The organism is Lacisediminimonas profundi (genome assembly GCF_008831265.1).
Taxonomy (GTDB): domain Bacteria; phylum Pseudomonadota; class Gammaproteobacteria; order Burkholderiales; family Burkholderiaceae_D; genus Lacisediminimonas; species Lacisediminimonas profundi.
Genome location: NZ_VTTH01000001.1, coordinates 215,435 through 234,606, shown reverse-complemented (window position 1 = coordinate 234,606; position 19,172 = coordinate 215,435). Strand labels below are relative to the sequence as shown.

The following is a 19,172-nucleotide window of genomic DNA, read 5'->3' as shown; positions in this document are numbered from 1 at the left end:
AGAATTCCGATGAAGCTGATCAGCTGGAACATCCAATGGTCCCTCGGTGCCGATGGCAAGGTAGATCCCCGGCGGATCGTCAAGGCCGCGCGTGCGCTGGCCGATTTTGATGTGCTGTGCCTGCAGGAAGTGGCAGCCGGCTTTCCCGATCCCGGCTTGCGCGCCAACAGCGGCGACAACCAGTTCGAAGCGTTTGCGAGATTGTTGCCCGGCTTTACAGCCGTGCCGGTGGCAAGCGTGGATGTGATCGGCGCCGACGGCAAGCGGCATGTATTCGGCAACATGGTGCTGTCCAGGCTGCCGGTGTTGCGGGTGCTGCGCCACCAGTTGCCGTGGCCGGTCGACCCGGCAGTGATCAGCATGCCGCGCACGCTGCTGGAAGTGACAATCGACTCCCCGCTGGGTCCTGTGCGGGTGATGAATACGCATCTCGAGTATTACTCGTTGATCCAGAGAACGGCGCAGGTTGACGCCGTGCGCAAGCTGCACGCAGAGGCCTGCGCGCGCGCCAGCGGCGAACGCAGCAAGGAATTGAACCCCACACCCTTCCTCGCCGTGCCGCAATCGGCAGCGGCCATCCTCACCGGCGATTTCAACCTGCGTCCGGAGGATCCGCTGCACGAGCGCATCCAGCAGCCACCAGACAGCGGCGGCCCGCGACTGGTCGACGCATGGCAGCACCTGCACCCCGGCCAGCCCCATCCGCACAGCGTGGGCCTGTATGACCCTGGACAGTGGCCCGAGCCGTTCACCTGCGACTTCATGTTCGTCACCGAGGACTGGTTGCCGCACGTAAAACGCCTGCATGTCGACCAGGACTGCAATTATTCGGATCACCAGCCGCTGCTGCTGGAGCTGGGATGAGACCGCTGGCAGAACTCGATGCGCGCGGGGTGCACACAGTGTTCACCGATATCGACGACACCCTGACCACTGCCGGACAGCTCACAGCCGCTGCCTATGCCGCGCTGCAGGCCCTGCAGCAGGCCGGGCTGCGGGTAATTCCCGTCACTGGCCGGCCGGCCGGCTGGTGCGACCATATTGCGCGGATGTGGCCGGTGGATGCAGTGATTGGCGAAAACGGCGCCTTCACCATGTGGCACGACCGTCAGGCCAACCGGCTGCGCACCCGCCATCTGCTGGACCAGAGCACCCGTGCGGCAAATCGCAGCAGGCTGGTGCAAGTACAGGAACAGATACTGCACGAGGTGCCGGGCGCCGGCATTGCGTCCGACCAGTTCTGCCGCCTGTACGACCTGGCGATCGATTTCTGCGAAGACGTGCCGCCACTTGATGATCACGACATTGATCGCATCGTCGCGCTGATGGAGCAGGCCGGCATGAGCGCCAAAGTCAGTTCGATCCATGTCAACGGCTGGTTTGGGGACTACGACAAGCTGGGCATGGCTCGCATCCTGATGCAGGAGCGCCATGGACTCTCGCTCGACGACCCGGCCAACCGCGCCGCATGCGTGTTTGCCGGCGACTCGCCCAATGATGCGCCGATGTTCGGGTACTTCCCGCTGTCGGTCGGCATGGCCAACGTGCGGCACTTTGCCAGCCGCCTGGCCCAAGCGCCCCGTTTCGTGACGCCATCAGCGTGCGGCGCCGGCTTCGCGGAACTGGCGCACCACTTGCTGCGGGCAAGGCAATAGCTGCAACGCCAGTCGAGGTGTCGGGTCAAGGCGTGGCCCGTAACCCGGCATCCCCCGGCAGCGATCGCAGGCACCGGGTTTCATATTCCGGGGCGGCGCGCGCCTAGGCCGGGTGTTCCTCGCCATTGCGCCCGAACGCGCGCGCCGTGCGCTCCCGTCCCAGCCGGATCAACTCTTCTGCCCGCCAGAACTCATGGATGCGGCATGCATTGCGCGGTATCGATATCGTGATGTCGGGCGTGTAGGCAGCCAGTTTCAGTCTGGCGATCGTGTTCTCCATTGCCTCCATCGAACGCAGCGCAACGTCGATCATGCCCGGCGTTTCCGGAGTAACCGCCTGCGGATACACACTTTCAACGAAGGCGCGGATGCGGCGGGCGTAATCGTTCTGCGCAGGCAAGCTGTCGGTGATCGCGACATCCAGGCCGGCTTCGGCCGGACCACCCAGGTTGACGGCCACTGTCAGGTCGGTCGTATCGTTGAGCGTCGGGGCGATCGGCACCGGATTCACCAGGCCGCCGTCGACCAGCATGCGGCCACGGTACTCGACCGGCGTCAGCAACAAGGGAATGGCAATCGAGGCGCGCACGGCATCGAACAGAAGTCCGTCGCGCAGCCAGATTTCCTTGCCGGATTCGAGGTCCATCGCGACCGCCGTGAACGCAATGTCGAGGTCTTCGATGCGCACATCGCCGACGAGGTTGCGCAGCACGCCTATCACCCGGTCGCCCTTGATCAGGCCGGCGCCGCCAAATGCGAGATCGAGAAGCCGCACCACTTCCAGGCGTTCCAGCGCCAGCGCCCATTCGGCATAGGTGGACAGCTTGCCCGCCGCGTAGATGCCGCCGACCAATGCGCCCATCGACGTGCCGGCGATGTTATGGATGACGTAGCCGTTTTCAGTCAGCCACTGGATCACGCCGATATGCGCATAACCCCGCGCGCCGCCGCCACCAAGCACCAGCGAAACGGTTTTCTGTTGAGTGGCCTGAGTGACGTGACTGACGTGAGTGGATTGAGTGACTTGCATTTCCGCACCGGAAGATTTTGTCCGGGCAAGTGTAGCAGCCCCCGTGCCTTGGCAGGTTGGAGAAGAACGGTGCGAACGGATCGGTATTTGGGGCTGGCGCGCGCAATCGCAGCCAGGGCAATCTGGCACCGGAGGCCCCGGAATAGGCCCGCGCAGCAGTGTTTCACCCGCTTGCTAGAGCATGAATTGTTCCGCAGGCACTGGTCGGGAAAACAGATAACCTTGTGCAAAGTCGCAGCCGACGCCGGCCAGCAGGCTGCGCTGCTTCTCGGTTTCCACCCCTTCAGCAATCACCGAGATGTTGAGCTTGTGGGCCATCACGATGATCGCTTCACACAGCGCCATGTCGTCCGAATTCGCTTCCAGGTTTCGCACGAATGACTGGTCTATTTTCAGGCTGTCGATGTCGAATTTCTTCAGGTAGGACAGCGCCGAATAGCCAGTACCGAAGTCGTCGAGCGACACATGCACGCCTGCCGCCCTCAGTGCCGCCAGCTGATCCACCACCATTGCATTTGGCTCCAGCAGCAAGCCTTCGGTGATTTCAACGGCGATCGACTCGCCTGGCAGTCCGAGACCTTTCAGGAACTCAGCCCACGAACTGACGCCGCCGCGAGCCCGAAACTGCACTGGCGAACGGTTGATGCTGATCTGGAACACGCGATTCTCGTGATCGCGCCAGTGCTTGATCTGGGATGCCACTTCGCGAAACACCCATTCACCGATCTCGACGATCAGCCCGGTCTCTTCCGCAATCGGAATGAACACCGCTGGAGGAATGTAGCCGCGGGCCGGATGATTCCATCGGATCAAGGCCTCGGCCTTGCCGACGTGACCGGTGTTCAGGTCCACGATTGGCTGGTAGACCAGTTCGAACTGCTCGCGCGCCAGCGCACTGCGCAACTCGTTGGCCATCCACATCCGGGCCCGGGTCGCCGACTGCATGGACTCCGTAAAATAGCGATAGCGGTTGCGTCCCTGGTTCTTGGCGCTGTACATGGCCTGGTCGGCGTTCTTCAGCAGGGTGTCGATATCGCGCCCGTCTTGCGGATAAAGCGTGATGCCTATGCTGGCCGATACATAGGCCGATTCAATGCCCAGCTGGAACGGCTCCGCCATCCGCCGCAGAATGTTCTGGGCGACGAAGGCGATATGCGAGAGCGTGTCCAGTTCAGACAGGATGATGGTGAATTCGTCCCCGCCGAGCCGAGCCACCGTATCGCTGGCACGAACGCAGCTGCGCAGGCGCAACGCCGCCTCCTTCAACAGCACGTCGCCGACGTCGTGTCCGAGCGTGTCATTCACATCCTTGAAGCGATCGAGGTCCAGGAACATCAGCGCTAGCGGCAGGCCCGTGCGGTTCGATTTTATTATCTCGGTTTCCAGGTGTTCCTGGAACAGCCGCCGGTTCGGCAAGCTGGTCAGCGCGTCGTAGTTCGCTTGTTGCCAGATCATTTCTTCAGATGCTTTCTTGTCGGTAATGTCGGCAAAGTTGCTGACGACAAGATCGACCTCGCCATTGCGGTCGAACAAGAGCTCGGTATTGATCGACACCCACACCTGGCTGCCATCGGGCCGCTCCAGGCCCATCACGACGTCGCGCTGGGGACGGCCGGTGGCAACGCTGACCATGGCCGGATGCAAGGCCGGATCGAATATGGCGCCATCTTCATGCACCGTGCGCATCAAGTCCGCCAGCGAATGAGCGCCGCTCATTTTTTCGGCGCTCATGCCGAGTATCACCTCGGCGGCGCGATTGAGCTCGATGAAACTGCCATCGCGCGACTGCACCACCAGGCCATCGGTGACGGCGTCGAACACCGAGGCCAGTCGTTCGCGGGAGGAAAGCAGGTCGTACTCGACCTTGCGCCGTTCCATGATTTCCTTGTTGAGCGCATTGTTGGTGGCGCGCAGGTCCGCCGTGCGTTCCTGCACCCTTTCTTCCAGTTGGTCGCGGGTTCTGCGCAGTTCGACGGTCATGTCATGCGCCAGTCTCACCGCCCGTACGCGGCCGCTGGCCAGGAGAAAAATCAGCACCGACAACAACAGGCTGCCTGCGGCCCCGGTGGTTGCGATGTAGGCCGGCTTGCCGTCGATCACCCCGGCCTCGAACTCCGGCCGGGAGTCCACCTCCACAGTCCAGGTGCGACCGGCGATCCTGAGGCTCTCGACACTGTGCATCATCGATTGCCGCTCGCCCCGGTCCGGGTCGGAGTCGAACAGTTTGTTTTCCTCGGCAACCGATTCACCGTCGAACAGCCGGATCTTGACATCGCCGGGCCGTGCCGCCCCCAAGCCGGCCATCATGTCCGTCATGCGAAATGGCGCGTAGACCCAGCCGGCAGAAGCAGCGCGCCGCGCCTCGAAAGTGCTGGCCGGCATCGAGTGCAGGTACAGCGGCAGGAACATCAGCATGCCCGCTTCCGGTTTGCGGCTACCAACCTCCTGCACCCACATTATCTTGGCAGTGATGGCGGCACGGCCGGTGTCGCGCGCCTGCTCCATCGCAGTGCGGTGATTCGGTTCGGTAAACATGTCGAAGCCGAGCGCCCGCCGGTTCAAAGCATCGAACGGCTCGATGCGGGTGACCAAGGAGTAGACCGGGCGCTCGCCACTGGGCCATATGCTGTAGCCGGGAAGCCCTTCCCGGCGGATGGCATCGACATGAGCCGCCAGCCTGCTGGCCGGAATCACTTCGACCATGCCGATGCCTTGCACGCCGGGAAAATTTTCCTCCAGACGCAGCGCCCGAACATATTCGGCGAATTCCCGCCTCCCCACTTTGTCCGATGCGAAAAACAGACCTTGCGCGCCGCGCAACACCTGTTCGTAGGTTTCCATGCGCTGTTCGAGCCGGTTGGTCAGCTCGCGCGCGCTTGCCTGGAATTCATTGCGTGCAAGGTCGAGGTTTTCACTGCGCGCCGCCTGCCATAGCAGCCATGTCACCGCCAATGATGCAAACAGCATCATTCCCGCCAGCAACCAGGGCGAATAGTCTCCGTCACGGGGCCCCGGCATGGCAGGCTCAACGCCGGATGATGACGATGGAAAATCTGGTGGCTGCATCTGCGTTCTGACTGGAGCAGCCCTGATTGGTTTCCCTGCAACAGCCCGCTTCGGGACGTTGCTTGCCGATTCGCAAGAGATGCCTCGAAAAGCGGCAGCCCTCCGCGCGCTGACTACCTTCCTACCAGTAGGTGAACAGCATTTTCGTCGCCAGCGCATACAGAAGGAAAGCGAAGATGCGCTTGAGATGGAGCACCGGCAAACGGTGCGAAACGCGCGCGCCCAGGCGGGCAGTCAGCATGCTGCCGCTGGACACACCGGCCAGTGCAAGCAGGGAAACGAAGCCAAGCGCGTCAGCCGGAAGGTGCGGTGTGCTCCAGCCTGAGACCAGGTAACCGATGGTACCGACCATCGCCACCGGAATGCCCAGCATCGAGCCGGTGCCGATCGCCCTGTGGATGGGTATGCCGCACCACAACATGAAGGGCACGGTCAGGAAAGCGCCGCCAGCCGATACCAGCCCGCAAATGATGCCGATGGCAAACCCCACGCACAGCAGCGGGATGGGTCCGGGCACGGTGCGGCCGGGAGACGGCTTACGGTTCAACAGGATTTGCGTGGCGCCGGCATACACGATCACGGCAAAGGCCAGCGCCAGCGCGCGCTGCTCTATCCATCCCGCTGCCAGCGCAGAGGCCAGGCTACCCGCCACCATGCCTGGCGCGATTTTCCAGACCAGGGCGAAGTCGACCGCGCCCAGCCGCGCGTGGGCGCGCGTGCTGGCCGCGGAGGTGAACATGATCGACGCCATTCCCGTGCCCAGCGCCAGGTGGACCACATGGTCCGGCGCAAATTGCTGGGCGGTGAACAGCGCCGCCAGGATCGGCACCAGCATCATGCCACCGCCAATGCCCAGCAGGCCCGCCAGGAATCCGATGATGGCGCCAGCAAGGCAGTAAGCAGCAAACCAGATCATATTGTTCCTGTTATCGAAATAGGCAAGGGATGGAGGCAATAAAGGGAAAGAAGGGGGAAATCAGCGCAACCAGTGGACTGCGGCCGAAAAAGTCAGGAACGAGAGCGCAGTCGAGATCATGATGATGCGCGCGATCCGGCCATTGTCCGCGCCGAAGCGTTCCGCCAGCATCGACACGTTGCTGGCGCTGGGCAGGCAGGCAACCAGCACCATCACGGTGATCGCGAACCGGTCCAGCGGGACACCCGCCGACACCGCCACCGTGGCCCCCGCCAGCACCAGCGCCGGATGCAGCACCAGCTTGGCCACGGCGATCGGCAGATAGTCGGCCAGCGGCGTCGCCTTGCTGCTGTTGGTACGGGAACGCGCCAGCACGGCGCCGATCGTAAACAGGGCAACCGGCGACGCGGCATCGGCCAGCATGTCCAGCGTCTGCATCAGCGGCTGCGGCAGCGCCAGCGCCAGGGCTGAACTGAGCCCGCCAAGCAGGATCGACCACGGCATGGGATTGAGCGCCACCCCCTTCAGCGCCTGGCCTGCGGCCGAGCGCGCGCCACGGCTGCCAGCGCCATCCAGCCGCGACAGGGCAATGCACAGCGAGCTGGTGATCACCAGGTCGACCAGGATCGTGACGATCGCGGGCCCCGCCGCCCGCTTGCCGAGCAGCGCAACCAGCAGCGGCACGCCCATGAATCCGGTATTGGGAAAGGCAGCGACCAGCGCGCCGAAGGCGCTGTCGTTCCAGGTGAGTTGCGCGCGCCGGGCGGCGAACACAGCCAGGCCGACCATCAGCAGCGCGCACAGCAGGTAGACGAAAAATACCCCCGGGTCGAGCATTTCCCTGATCGGGGTCTGGGCGCCAAAGCGGTACAGCATGCATGGCAGCGCAAAGTACAGGACGAAGGTATTCAGGCCGGGTATGGCGGCCAGCGGCAACAGCCCGCCGCGGGCGGCCAGATAACCGCACAGCACCAGCGCGAAGAAGGGAAACGTGACGACGAATATGGACAGCAAGGTGGATGTTCTGCTTTGCGGATCGATGCCGGATTATAGAGGGCGCAGCGGGTGGCGTGTTTCCGGCCTGCAATGAGGTGAAATGCAGTTCATAATCAGCCGACCCGGCGGATCGGCCCGGATCGGAGTTGAGCGGCGGCCGGGGATGCGGACGAGCACAGGGAATACGATGAAGATATTGATACTGGGAGCAGGCGGCGTAGGCGGCTATTTCGGCGCGCGCCTGCAAGAAGCCGGCGCTGATGTAACCTGGCTGGTCAGGCCGAAGCGGCTGCAAGCCTTGCGCGAAAACGGACTGCGGGTCGAAAGCCCGGCCGGCAAGCTGCATTTGAAGGTGCAGCTGGTAACAGCGGAAACCGTCACGCCCGACTACGACCTGGTGATGATGGCGCCCAAGGCCTACGACCTGGAAGACAGCCTGGCCGCGCTGGACCGCGCGCTGCAGGGGCGGGCACTGTTGCTGCCGTTCCTGAATGGCCTCACCCATCTCGAGCTGCTCGACCGCCGCTTTGGCCGCGAAAGGGTGGCGGGCGGCGTCGCCCATATCGGCGCGATGCTGGGTCCGGATGGCACGATCATGCATCTCAACCAGTTGCATAGCCTGACCGTGGGTCCGCGAGCGCCCGGGCAGGCAGCCCTGCTGAAGACATTTTTCGAGCTGTGCCAGCGCACCCGCTTCGACGCGATATATGTAGATGAGCGCACGGATAGCATCGAACAGCATCTGTGGACCAAATGGACCTTCCTGGCCACGCTGGCTGGCTCGACCACGCTGTATCGGGGATCGATCGGAAAAATCATGGCGACCGTCGAGGGAGAAGCGCTGGTCCGCGAGATGTACGAGGAATGCCTGGCCGTCGCCGCGGCCCATGGCCATCCGGTGCCGGCGCAAGGCAGGAGCAGCGCAATGGCCGTGCTGGCGCAGCACGGCTCCGATTTCACGGCATCGATGTACCGCGACCTGATGTCAGGGCAAAGGACCGAACACGAGCATGTGCTTGGGGAGATGTGCAAGATGGCGGCAGCGCAGGGACTGGCCGCGCCGCTGATGCGCGCTGCCTGGTGCCACATGCAAGTGGAGAACCCCCGGCCAGAAAGGGAATGAACAGCAGGGCATGAACAGCAGGAAAGGCGGGCAGGCCGGCCTGCCTTTCGGCCTCAATCCACGATGAACAGCTTGGCGCCGCCCGGAGCGCGCGAACGGTGCGACTCCGCCCCGTCCGCCACCTGGTAACTCATCCCGGGCTTCAGCACGAAGCGCCGCCCATCCTGCAGTTCGGTGTGCAGCTCCCCTTCCAGGCAAAACAGGATGTGCCCTTTCTCGCACCAGTGATCGGCCACATATCCGGCCGAATATTCGACCACCCGCACCCGGATATCGCCGAATACGCGGGTGCGCCACAGCGCGGTTCCAAGGTCCCCCTTGTGCTCGGTCCGCTCCACTTGGCTCCAGTCCGTGGTGCCGAAGGGAATGTCCTGCATGCGCATGATGCTCTCCTTGGGGACGGCAGCGGCAATGCCGCTTGCCCCTATTCTTCCACTTATTCTTCCACTTCAGCGATCAGTTCGATCTCGACGCAGCTGCCCATCGGCAGTTGTGCCACGCCGAACGCCGAGCGGGCGTGGCGGCCACGTTCGCCGAACACCTCGACCAGCAATTCCGATGCCCCGTTGGTGACCAGGTGCTGCTCGGTGAAATCCGGCGTGGAGTTCACCAGGCTCATCACCTTGACGATCCGGCGCACCCGGTTCAGGTCGCCGCCGCAGGCGTCCTGCAGCGTGGCCAGCAGGTCGATCGCGACCGAACGCGCGGCGGCCCTGCCCTCCTCGGTCTGCATGTCGCGCCCGAACTGGCCGACCCAGACCTTGCCCGCCTTCTTGGCGATATGGCCGGACAGCAGGACCTGGTTGCCGCTGCGGGCGTGCATGACATAGGCGGCCGCCGGGGTGGCGACAGCGGGCAATTCGATCTGCAGTTGCTTCAGTTTTTCGTAAACGGACATGGACACTCCAGCGGGATCGGAAGAAACTGCCACCAGCAGCGGTGGCAAAAAGCGATTTTAACCCTGTCGATTGAAATCCGGCGCTTGAAATCCCGGATTCCGTCCCCACCTCCCCCGCCACCTGTCACAAACCATCCTTAGAGGAAAAAAATGGCCGTATCCGAAAAGCAGACCCTGGGTTTTCAGGCTGAGGTAAAGCAGCTGCTGCAGCTGATGATCCACTCCATGTATTCGAACAAGGAAATCTTCCTGCGCGAGCTGGTTTCCAACGCATCCGACGCCGCCGACAAGCTGCGCTTCGAAGCGATCAACAACACCGCCCTGTACGAAACCGACCCTGAACTGAAGATCCGGGTCGACTTCGACAAGGATGCCCGCACCATCACGATCGCCGACAACGGCATCGGCATGAGCCGCGACGAGGCGATCGAGCACCTGGGCACCATCGCCAAGTCGGGCACCAAGGATTTCTTCTCGAAGCTGTCCGGCGACCAGCAGAAGGACTCGGCCCTGATCGGCCAGTTCGGCGTCGGCTTCTACTCCGCCTTCATCGTCGCCGACCGCATCACCGTCGAAAGCCGGCGCGCCGGCCTGCCGGCCAGCGAAGGCGTGCGCTGGCAGTCCGGCGGCGAAGGCGATTTCACGGTCGAGACGATCGAGAAGCCTGGCCGCGGCACCGACATCGTGCTGCACCTGCGTGAAGGCGAAGACGAATTCCTGTCGTCGTGGAAGCTGAAATCGACCATCCGCCGCTACTCCGACCACATCGCCCTGCCGATCCAGATGAGGAAAGAGGCGTGGGACGAAGAGAAGAAGGAAAACGTCGTCAGCGACGAACTGGAAACGATCAACCAGGCCAGCGCGCTGTGGGCACGCAGCAAGAACGACATCACACCGGAACAGTACGACGAGTTTTACAAGCACATCTCGCACGACTACCAGGAGCCGCTGACCCACACCCATAACCGGGTCGAGGGCCGCAGCGAGTACACCCAGCTGCTGTACATCCCGTCGCATGCGCCGTTCGACCTGTGGGACCGCGAAAAGCGCGGCGGCATCAAGCTGTACGTGCGGCGCGTGTTCATCATGGACGACGCCGAGCAACTGATGCCGGTCTACCTGCGCTTCGTCAAAGGCGTGATCGACTCCAACGACCTGCCGCTGAACGTCTCGCGCGAGATCTTGCAGGAATCGCGCGACGTCAAGGCGATCCGCGAAGGTTCGACCAAGCGCGTGCTGGGCATGCTGGAAGAATTGGCCAACAGCGACGAGCAGGCGCAGAAGGACAAGTACGCGACGTTCTGGAAGGAATTCGGCCAGGTGCTGAAGGAAGGCATGGGCGAGGATGCGACCAACAAGGAGCGCTTGGCCAAACTGCTGCGTTTCGCCTCGACCCACAACGACACCGACGTGCAGAACGTCTCGTTGGCCGATTATGTGGCGCGGGCCAAGGAAGGCCAGGACAAGATCTACTATGTGACCGGCGACTCATGGACTGCGGCGCGCAATTCACCGCATCTGGAAATCTTCCGCAAGAAAGGCGTCGAGGTCCTGCTGCTGACCGACCGCGTGGATGAATGGATGCTGTCCTTCCTGACCGAATTCGAAGGAAAGGAACTGGTGTCGGTGGCCAAGGGTGACCTCGACCTTGGCAAGCTGGAAGACGAAGCCGAGAAGAAAGCACACGAAGAGACCGAAGCGCAGTACAAGGAACTGGTCGAGAAGATGAAGACATCGCTGGGCGAAAAGGCCAAGGATGTGCGCGTCACCTTTCGTCTGACCGACTCGCCGGCCTGTCTGGTGGCAGACGAGAACGAACTGTCGGGCAACCTGCTGCGGATGCTGAAGGCCGCCGGGCAGAATGCGCCGGACAGCAAGCCTATCCTGGAAATCAACCCCGATCATCCGCTGGTGCAGCGTCTGAAGTACGAGGAGGCGCGTTTCGATGACTGGTCGAGCATCTTGTTCGATCAGGCGGCGCTGGCGGAAGGCGGGACCTTGCAGGATCCAGCCGGGTTTGTGCGGCGGCTGAACGAGATGTTGCTGGCGTTGGCGGGCAAGTAATCCCGGGGGGCGGCCGTCCGTTCATGCGACGGCCGCTGTGGCCCCTGCTCCGTTTCGAGGGGTAATTGTTATCCGGGTTCGAGGTTTTGTGGTTTTGTGGTTTTGCGGCTCTTTGGCTTGCGGGTGGTGTGGCTGGGTTTGATGGTTGTGGTTGTGAAGCCGGGAGACACCCCGGCGGGTGTGTCCCTTTCTTTTCAAAAAGAAAGGAACCAAAGAAAACACCGTCAAAACCCACTTGGCCAACGCCCGCTTCGATAGCCAACCAGACTCGGATGTCTGGGCTAATCCAGTGCGACGTTCGCGAGAGATGATCCCTCGGCTGGGTGCCGCTTACCTAATCAGCCAACCCCATGAAGTGTCTTATACCGATGCCCAGCGCACCGTTGACTCTTAATGTTTTTCGAAGCTTCAAATTGGCGACTGAGGGGATCCGTTCAGGAACGGCATAGAACAGCAGAGAACGGCAGAAAATCCCCTGCGATCCCCACTCCCGCTGACAATCGGACCTCAAGAGCCAATTAGCGGCTTCGAAAACAATTGGGAGTCAACGAGCGGTGGTGTGCGGTCGGCGGCATTGAAGCGGGTTGGCTGATCCCGGTCAGAGGCGAACATGTGGCAGGAGCTTCCTCGCGAAGGTCGCACTGGTTCGGCCCAGACATCCGAGTCTGGTTGGCGTTCGGAGCGGGCGTTGGCCAAGTGGGTTTTGACGGTGTTTTCTTTGGTTCCTTTCTTTTTGAAAAGAAAGGGACACACCCGCCGGGGTGTCTCCCGGCTTCACAACCACAACCATCAAACCCAGCCACACCACCCGCAAGCCAGAGAGCCGCAAAACCACAAAACCGATCAACCACGGCCATGGGTGCTGATCACAACAGGGAGTATCGAATGCGAATACTTTTGACCGGCGCCACCGGCTTCATCGGCCGCCATCTGCTCGAAGCGCTGGTCGCCAGCGGACACCAGGTAGTGTGCGCAACAAGGCGCCCGCCCACGCTGCCTAGCGCCGCCACACCCGGCGTATCGGAAATCGCCGTCGATTTCACCCGCGACCATGACAGCGCCGAATGGCTGCCCCGACTGGCCGGCGTCGATGCCGTCATCAACGCAGTTGGCATCATCCGCGAACAAGGCAAGCAAACTTTCGACGCCATCCATCACCGGGCGCCGGTTGCCCTGTTCCAGGCCTGCGCGAAGGCTGGCGTCAAGCGCGTGATACAGGTTTCGGCCAACGGCGCTGACGAAAACGCGGCCAGCCGCTACCACCTCAGCAAGAAGCAGGCAGATGACTTCCTCGCCGCACTCCCGCTATCGAGCGCAATCGTCCAACCCTCTGTAGTTTATGGCATCGACAGCGGCGGCGCTGCGCTGTTCAATACGCTCGCCTCGATGCCGCTTGTCGGCCTGCCCGGTGGCGGCGTGCAGGGACTGCAGCCAGTCCATGTCGATGACCTCGTGCAAGTCGTGATGCGACTGCTGGAGACGACTGAACATGTCCCGCCCGGCAAACGCATCCCGGTGGTCGGCCCGGTGCCGCTGACACTCAAATCATTCCTCGTCGAGCTCGGCAATGCGATGCAGTTGCGCAGACGCTTGTTCTTCCCGGTACCGATGCCGCTGGTACGGCTGGGCGCCAGCCTTGCCGGAAAACTGCCGGGCAGCATGCTGGATCCGGAAACCTTGGCGATGCTGGAGCGCGGCAATACCGCCGACCCTGCCATCACCATGGCACTGCTGGGAAGAGCGCCGAAAGCGGTATCCGGTTTCATCGGCCCGGCCGAGCGAGCGGCAGTGCGCAGGCGGGCGCTATTCAACTGGTTGCTGCCCTTGCTGGGCATTGCGGCCGTGCTTGCGCTGGCGATCGCGTTCTATCTGGTAGCGCGAATGTGATCCTTGAGGTCTCGCGCATGCGCCAGATTCCCGGCCCGGAAACTCACTAGCCTGGAACCTTCGTTTTCTTCGACATGGAACAAACCCGGTTCCGTGCGATGCTTGCCGTGCCCGGTGCGCACGCCTATAACGAAATCGCCTACTTCCTTCAAGGAGAGCGACATGGCACGCCAATATATCGATTGCCGGGAGTTCCCGAGCGAAATGAATTGCAGCATCTCGATCGCAGCGGATGACGAGGACGAATTGATTGCCGCTGCCGTCCAGCACGCCGTCACCGTACACGGACATCAGGACACCGCCGAGTTCCGGGACCAACTGCGGCAATGCATGCACCAGGGCACCCCACCGGTGGAGCGCCCCAAGATCGCCGTATGAGTGCTTCAGGCGAAGATCTCGCCTGAAGCGCGCAGTCTCTCACCCATTTTCCTTGTCGGAATCATCCGGGCCTGCATCATCCGAGAAGGAGTCATCAGACCATGCCGAACTGTCCTGGATCAACTGGCCTGTCAGGATCTCGGTGATCTCGGTCAGTACGCGCTCGGATTCGGTATTGCGCAGCCAGTCTGTCAAGATCATGGCGAGTAGCCGTTCGTATCCTTCCTTTCCGCTCGCACGCTCCACGGTCAATGGCTGATATCCCTCCAGCTGGAGAACCAGCGGTTTCCCTGCGGGTCCCAGGCATGCGGCCTCGATCAGCGGGCCAATTTCCACCCAGTTGATCTGCGCCCTGTCACACTGCACAATGTGAAAGCGTTCCAGCGAGGTGTTCCGGCGCAAGGACTCCTGGAGCATCGCCAGGCATTGCTTGACTGTCCCTGCATCGAGCCACAACTCCTGCAGTCGCGGATTGCCGAATACATGTTCCACAAGCTGCCGCGGATCGGCCATCTCGATATCGGTGAAGCGAATGTCGAGCAGCCTGATCGACCGCTGCAAGGCGAAGGCCCGCGCGAAAGCATCCGCTTCAACGGCGGTCAGGACCAGGTGCTTCAGGCCCAGCGCTTTGAGGTGTGGATGCAGCGCGAAAAGATTCGTCAACTCGCCGCAAATGTCTTGCGCGAACTCGACACCGAAGAAATCGAGCTCAAGGAAGCGTAGCACCGATGCCGATCCGAAAGCCGAAAGCACTGCGCGGGCCTCATCGTTTTCAATCCGGTTGAGTCGCAAGGTATGCAGGTGCGGCTGCGCAGCCAGCCAGGCCGCTGTCAGCCAGCCGCTGACCGGACCCGGGTCATTGAGCACGATGGATCGGCAGGACATGGATTTCGGGATCTCGTTGCTGCGAAAGGTCCATGGCACAAGCAGCGTGCATGACTTGGCGCCGATTGACTGCCGTGTGCCGCGCAGCCTGTTCGGGCTGATATCAAAGCGCCAGGCCGGATCCTGCGCCAGTCGCTCGATGACACTGGCGAATCCGGGCACCCACCTGCGCAGGGACATGGGCGACAGCGGTGACCTGCCTATCGTGACCTGCCCACCATGCCAATGATTCGCCAGGGCATCGGCCAACTGCTGCATGGACGCGGCAGCCTCTTCTCCTCCCCACGGCCCATCGCGACTCACGGCCCGGAAGCGGATGAGGGCCTTGCAGTTACTGCTTCCGAAAAATTGTGCGAGACCCTTGCAGTCGCTCAGGTCAATCAGGTCAAGGGCCTGGATGGTGATTGCTGGTCGACGACCGGACCACGCAAGTTGCTCCAGATCCCTGCCGCGAACCACAGCCAGGCTCGCAGCCTTCCAGCCTGTCAACCCGGCGAGCAGCGCAATTGCCATCGACGGCTGCGCCATCCTGTCCAGAAAAACAAAGCCGGATTGCCGGGCCGCAGAACGAACCGCTTCTTCAGGCGTGGCGCCATTCCTGATCGCGTGCGCATGAAGCATCTCTGCGACGCATGCCGAAGCATACGAGAACGAAGAATCGAGATAGCCGTCCAGGGCCCCGCGCCAGGTTTTCGATACCAGCCTGAGGTCGCGGATCTGCTTTGGCCAGGACCCCTGGGAACGCCGGTCAAACTGGAGGTGCATGATGGTCCAGAGCACGTCCTCGGGCATGCGGCAAACCGGGCCGACAACGGGTACCTGCGCCAGAGTGGCAATGGCATCGCCGGTTGCCGGTGGCTGGTGCGCCGGGGCCGGATTGGCTCGCGGGGATAATCGCTGGGTATTCATCGTCACCTCATTCGGAAAGGTCACTTCGTGCAATGCTGGCCGGAATCGGTTCCGTCGATCCGGTCCTGCCCCGGGAAACATCCTGGAGATTTTGATTCACATCAACCGAAGTTGCCGGTAGGCTACCTATCATTTGCCCATTCACCCGCCCTCTCGCTTCCGCCCAACATGCTCCCCTCGCAATTGAACGAGTTTCTCCACCGCCGGGCCCGGGCCATACTGTTCGTCCTGGTCGCCCTGGCCGTGCTCACCGCCGTGGGCTGGCGCGCCGCGATCGGACCGGTCACCCCTGCCTTGGCGGTCGAGCGTGCCGACCTGATCCAGTCCGTGGTCGCCAGCGGCAGGATCGAGACGCCGCTACGGGTGGACGTCGGCAGCCAGCTGACCGGGACGGTTGCCGAGGTGCCGGTAGCGCAGGGGCAGGCGGTGAAGAAGGGCCAGTTGCTGATCGCCCTGGAGAGCAGCGAGCAGAGGGCTGCGGTCGAGCAGGCGCGCGCCGGCGTGTCCCAGGCGCAGGCGCGGCTGGCGCAACTGGACACGCTAAGCCTGCCGGCTGCCAGGCAAAGCCTGAACCAGGCTGAAATCAACCTGAAAAACACGCGCCGCCAATATGAGCGCACGCGCGAACTGCAACAGAAAAACTTTGTCGGACAAGCCGCACTCGACGATGCACGCCGCAACCTCGACATCGCTGAAAGCCAACTGCAGTCGACCCGACTGCAAGTGAAAAGCAACGAGGGCGGCGGCGCCGACCGCCAGCTGGCCCGTGCGGCACTGGAACAGGCCAACGCCACCCTGGCCGCGGCGCAGGCGCGGCTGGCCCTGACCCGCATCGTTGCGGCCCATGACGGCGTGCTGATCACCCGCAATGTCGAACGCGGCGATGTGGTCCAGCCGGGCAAGGTGCTGATGGTGCTGTCGCCGGCCGGCCCGACCCAGCTGGTGCTGCAGATCGACGAACGCAACCTTGCACAATTGCGCCTGGGCCTGGAAGCACTGGCCTCGGCCGATGCCTTCCCCAGCGAGCGTTTCCCGGCTCGCATCGCGTATATCAATCCGGGCATCGACGCCCAGCGCGGCTCGGTCGAAGTGCGGCTGGACGTGCTGTCGCCGCCGGCCTATTTACGCCAGGACATGACGGTCTCGGCCGATATCGAAGTGGCGCGCCGCAGCAAGGTGCTGACGGTTCCGGCAGATGCGCTGCGCGAAGCCTCATCGACGCCCTGGGTCATGAAAGCAGCGGATGGCCGCGCGACCCGGCAGCCGCTACGCCTGGGCCTGCGTGGCACAGGCAAGGTCGAGGTGCTGGATGGCCTGCGCGAGGGCGACCTGGTGCTGCCGGCAACAGCAAGCTTTGCTGAAGGCGCGCGGATCCGTGCCCGGGCAGATGGCAGCGACAGGACAGTCCGGTGAGTAATCTGCTGCCGTTCGAGTGGATAGCCGCCCTGCGCTTCTTGCGCGAGGGGCGGCTGCAATCGCTGTTCATCGTGCTTGGCGCAGCGATCGGCGTGGCCGTGATCGTGTTCATGTCGGCATTGCTGGACGGCTTGCAATCCAACTTGTTCAACCGCGTACTGTCATCGCAAGCGCATATCGTGCTGGAGCGGCCGCGCCAGGTCGCCCGCCCATTGCGCTCGCCCGCCCCTGGCGAAGCGCTCACGATACGCCAGCAGACGCCACCCCAGCGCCTGGTCTCGATCGACCAGTGGCAGAAAGTGCGGGATGAAATGCAGCTGCGCAGCGACGTCCGCGCGGTATCGCCGACATTGAATGGCTCGGGATTCGCGATTCGCGGAGACGCCAGCCAGTCCATCGTGCTGACCGGAATCGATCCCGAGCAGTACGTGCGCATCGTTGCCTTGCCCGAGAAGATGGTCGCAGGCACCTGGCGCCTGACCAATGCCGACATCCTGATCGGTACCGAACTGGCGAAGAACCTCGGCCTGCAACTCGGCGACAAGCTGCGCGTAGTTTCGCCCACCGGCAGCGACCGGACCCTGAACATCGTTGGCCTGTTCGACCTGGGCGCCCGCACCGCCAACCAGCGCAATGTCTTCGTGCTGCTGTCGACCGCGCAAAACCTGGCCGGCCTGCCCGGCGGCGTCACCAGCATCGACCTCACGGTTCACCAGCCATTCGAGGCGGAAACGATCGCCCGGGCAGTGGCCGGCCAGACCGGGCTGGAGGCCACCAGCTGGATCGAGAGCAACAGCCAGTTCTTCCTCGCCCTGCGGGCCCAGAACATGAGCAGCGCCATGATCCGCTTCTTCGTTGGCCTGTCGGTCGCGGCCGGCATTGCCAGCGTGCTGGTGGTGTCGGTGGTCCAGCGTTCGCGCGAGATCGGCATCCTGCGCGCGATGGGCGGCACCCGCGGACAGCTGATGCGGGTGTTCCTGATCCAGGGCGCGTTGGTCGGCCTGCTGGGTTCCTTGACTGGCAGCGCGATGGCAACACTGTTGCTGGCCGCATGGAAGCTGGTGGCGCGCAATCCGGATGGCAGCTCCTTGTTCGTGATTACGATCCCGCTGCAGTTGTACCTCACTGCGGCGGTACTGGCCACGGTGGTAGGACTGCTGGCAGCGGTGACGCCGGCGCTGCGCGCGGCGCGACTGGAACCGGTGGAGGCCATCCGTGGCTGAGCCGGTCCTGCGCCTGGTCGGGATCCACAAATCCTATGCGATCGGCACGCCGGCCGAGACCGAGGTATTGCACGGCATCGACCTGGAACTGCAGCGCGGCGACTTCGTCGCGCTGATGGGACCTTCCGGATCCGGCAAGAGCACGCTGCTCAACATCATCGGCCTGCTCGACCGTCCGACCAGCGGCAAGCTGTACGTGCAGGGCCGCGATACTTCGGCCATGGACGACGCCGAGATCACCCGGCTGCGCGGACACAGTATCGGATTCGTGTTCCAGCATCACCACCTGATCACCGCGTTCACCGCGCTGGAGAACGTGATGATGCCGATGCTGCTGGACCGGGGCCGGGCCAACGCAGCAATGCGCGCCAAGGCGCTGGACCTGCTGACCAAGGTCGGCCTGGAACGCTGGGCCGACAACAAGGCTGATCGCCTGTCGGGTGGGCAGCAACAGCGGGTTGCGGTTGCGCGCGCGCTGGCACAGGAGCCGCCCATGATCCTGGCCGATGAGCCGACCGGGAACCTCGATACCAAATCGGCTGATGGTGTGTTCCAGTTGATGCGGGATGTGTGCCACGAGAGCGGCAGCGCGTTCTTGCTGGTGACGCACAGCCTGGAACTGGCGAGCCGGTGCGACCGGATCGTCGAACTGGTGGACGGTAGCCTGGTGTCGCAAGGGGACTAAGCCCGGTCCCGGGCTTGCGGCCAGCACATTTTGCGCTTGCA

At 63.0% G+C, this 19,172-nt stretch carries 16 protein-coding genes; 9 read left to right on the top strand and 7 right to left on the bottom strand.

Going from position 1 to position 19,172, the window contains the following annotated elements; translation table 11 throughout:
- Window positions 1–9: 9 nt before the first annotated feature.
- Both FVE66_RS01050 and FVE66_RS01045 read left to right on the top strand, forming a co-directional pair.
- Entirely contained in the window at window positions 10–864 is an 855-nt protein-coding gene (locus FVE66_RS01050) for an endonuclease/exonuclease/phosphatase family protein (protein WP_151445538.1), read from the top strand.
- Window positions 861–1,655 (top strand): HAD family hydrolase, encoded by a 795-nt coding sequence (locus FVE66_RS01045; protein WP_151445537.1) that lies wholly within the window; start codon window positions 861–863, stop codon window positions 1,653–1,655. The genes FVE66_RS01050 and FVE66_RS01045 overlap by 4 nt, the downstream gene beginning before the upstream one ends.
- Window positions 1,656–1,758: 103 nt before the next feature.
- On the opposite strand, the gene FVE66_RS01040 is transcribed toward FVE66_RS01045, so the two are convergent.
- The 4 genes from FVE66_RS01040 to FVE66_RS01025 form a co-directional block, all read right to left on the bottom strand.
- Window positions 1,759–2,685 (bottom strand): patatin-like phospholipase family protein, encoded by a 927-nt coding sequence (locus FVE66_RS01040; protein WP_151445536.1) that lies wholly within the window; start codon window positions 2,683–2,685, stop codon window positions 1,759–1,761.
- 174 nt (window positions 2,686–2,859) lie between these two features.
- Window positions 2,860–5,703, bottom strand: a complete 2,844-nt coding sequence (locus FVE66_RS01035) for a bifunctional diguanylate cyclase/phosphodiesterase (protein ID WP_161993150.1) — start codon at window positions 5,701–5,703, stop codon at window positions 2,860–2,862.
- 169 nt (window positions 5,704–5,872) lie between these two features.
- Window positions 5,873–6,667, bottom strand: a complete 795-nt coding sequence (locus FVE66_RS01030; protein WP_151445534.1) for a sulfite exporter TauE/SafE family protein — start codon at window positions 6,665–6,667, stop codon at window positions 5,873–5,875.
- 60 nt (window positions 6,668–6,727) lie between these two features.
- Complete coding sequence (locus FVE66_RS01025; RefSeq protein WP_151445533.1) at window positions 6,728–7,681, bottom strand: AEC family transporter; 954 nt, start codon at window positions 7,679–7,681, stop codon at window positions 6,728–6,730.
- A gap of 169 nt (window positions 7,682–7,850) precedes the next feature.
- On the opposite strand from FVE66_RS01025, the gene FVE66_RS01020 reads away from it, so the two are divergent.
- Window positions 7,851–8,786, top strand: a complete 936-nt coding sequence (locus FVE66_RS01020) for a ketopantoate reductase family protein (protein WP_151445532.1) — start codon at window positions 7,851–7,853, stop codon at window positions 8,784–8,786.
- Window positions 8,787–8,839: 53 nt separating this feature from the next.
- On the opposite strand, the gene FVE66_RS01015 is transcribed toward FVE66_RS01020, so the two are convergent.
- Window positions 8,840–9,169 (bottom strand): DHCW motif cupin fold protein, encoded by a 330-nt coding sequence (locus FVE66_RS01015; RefSeq protein WP_151445531.1) that lies wholly within the window; start codon window positions 9,167–9,169, stop codon window positions 8,840–8,842.
- Between the two features lie 53 nt (window positions 9,170–9,222).
- Window positions 9,223–9,684: a RidA family protein gene (locus FVE66_RS01010; protein ID WP_151445530.1), complete on the bottom strand. Its 462-nt coding sequence runs from the start codon at window positions 9,682–9,684 to the stop codon at window positions 9,223–9,225.
- Between the two features lie 150 nt (window positions 9,685–9,834).
- On the opposite strand from FVE66_RS01010, the gene htpG reads away from it, so the two are divergent.
- The 3 genes from htpG (at window position 9,835) to FVE66_RS00995 (ending at window position 14,013) form a co-directional block, all read left to right on the top strand.
- Window positions 9,835–11,748 carry a molecular chaperone HtpG gene (gene htpG, locus FVE66_RS01005; RefSeq protein ID WP_151445529.1) on the top strand — a complete coding sequence of 638 codons (1,914 nt, stop codon included), beginning with the start codon at window positions 9,835–9,837 and terminating at the stop codon, window positions 11,746–11,748.
- Between the two features lie 885 nt (window positions 11,749–12,633).
- Complete coding sequence (locus FVE66_RS01000; protein ID WP_161993149.1) at window positions 12,634–13,635, top strand: complex I NDUFA9 subunit family protein; 1,002 nt, start codon at window positions 12,634–12,636, stop codon at window positions 13,633–13,635.
- A gap of 162 nt (window positions 13,636–13,797) precedes the next feature.
- Window positions 13,798–14,013 carry a DUF1059 domain-containing protein gene (locus tag FVE66_RS00995; protein ID WP_151445527.1) on the top strand — a complete coding sequence of 72 codons (216 nt, stop codon included), beginning with the start codon at window positions 13,798–13,800 and terminating at the stop codon, window positions 14,011–14,013.
- Window positions 14,014–14,052: 39 nt separating this feature from the next.
- Here FVE66_RS00995 and FVE66_RS00990 read toward each other — a convergent pair whose 3' ends face one another.
- Window positions 14,053–15,807 (bottom strand): leucine-rich repeat domain-containing protein, encoded by a 1,755-nt coding sequence (locus FVE66_RS00990; protein WP_151445526.1) that lies wholly within the window; start codon window positions 15,805–15,807, stop codon window positions 14,053–14,055.
- 183 nt (window positions 15,808–15,990) lie between these two features.
- Here FVE66_RS00990 and FVE66_RS00985 point away from each other — a divergent pair, with 183 nt between their 5' ends.
- From FVE66_RS00985 to FVE66_RS00975, 3 genes are read left to right on the top strand one after another with little or no spacing between them, the layout of a single operon-like run.
- The gene (locus tag FVE66_RS00985; RefSeq protein ID WP_241672955.1) at window positions 15,991–17,220 is read left to right on the top strand and encodes an efflux RND transporter periplasmic adaptor subunit; all 1,230 of its coding nucleotides are present in this window, start codon (window positions 15,991–15,993) and stop codon (window positions 17,218–17,220) included.
- On the top strand, window positions 17,217–18,446 hold the full coding sequence (locus tag FVE66_RS00980; RefSeq protein WP_151445524.1) for an ABC transporter permease: 1,230 nt from the start codon (window positions 17,217–17,219) through the stop codon (window positions 18,444–18,446). The genes FVE66_RS00985 and FVE66_RS00980 overlap by 4 nt, the downstream gene beginning before the upstream one ends.
- A complete protein-coding gene (locus tag FVE66_RS00975) occupies window positions 18,439–19,131 on the top strand; it encodes an ABC transporter ATP-binding protein (protein WP_151445523.1) in 693 nt (230 codons plus the stop codon). The genes FVE66_RS00980 and FVE66_RS00975 overlap by 8 nt, the downstream gene beginning before the upstream one ends.
- Window positions 19,132–19,172 lie beyond the last annotated feature (41 nt).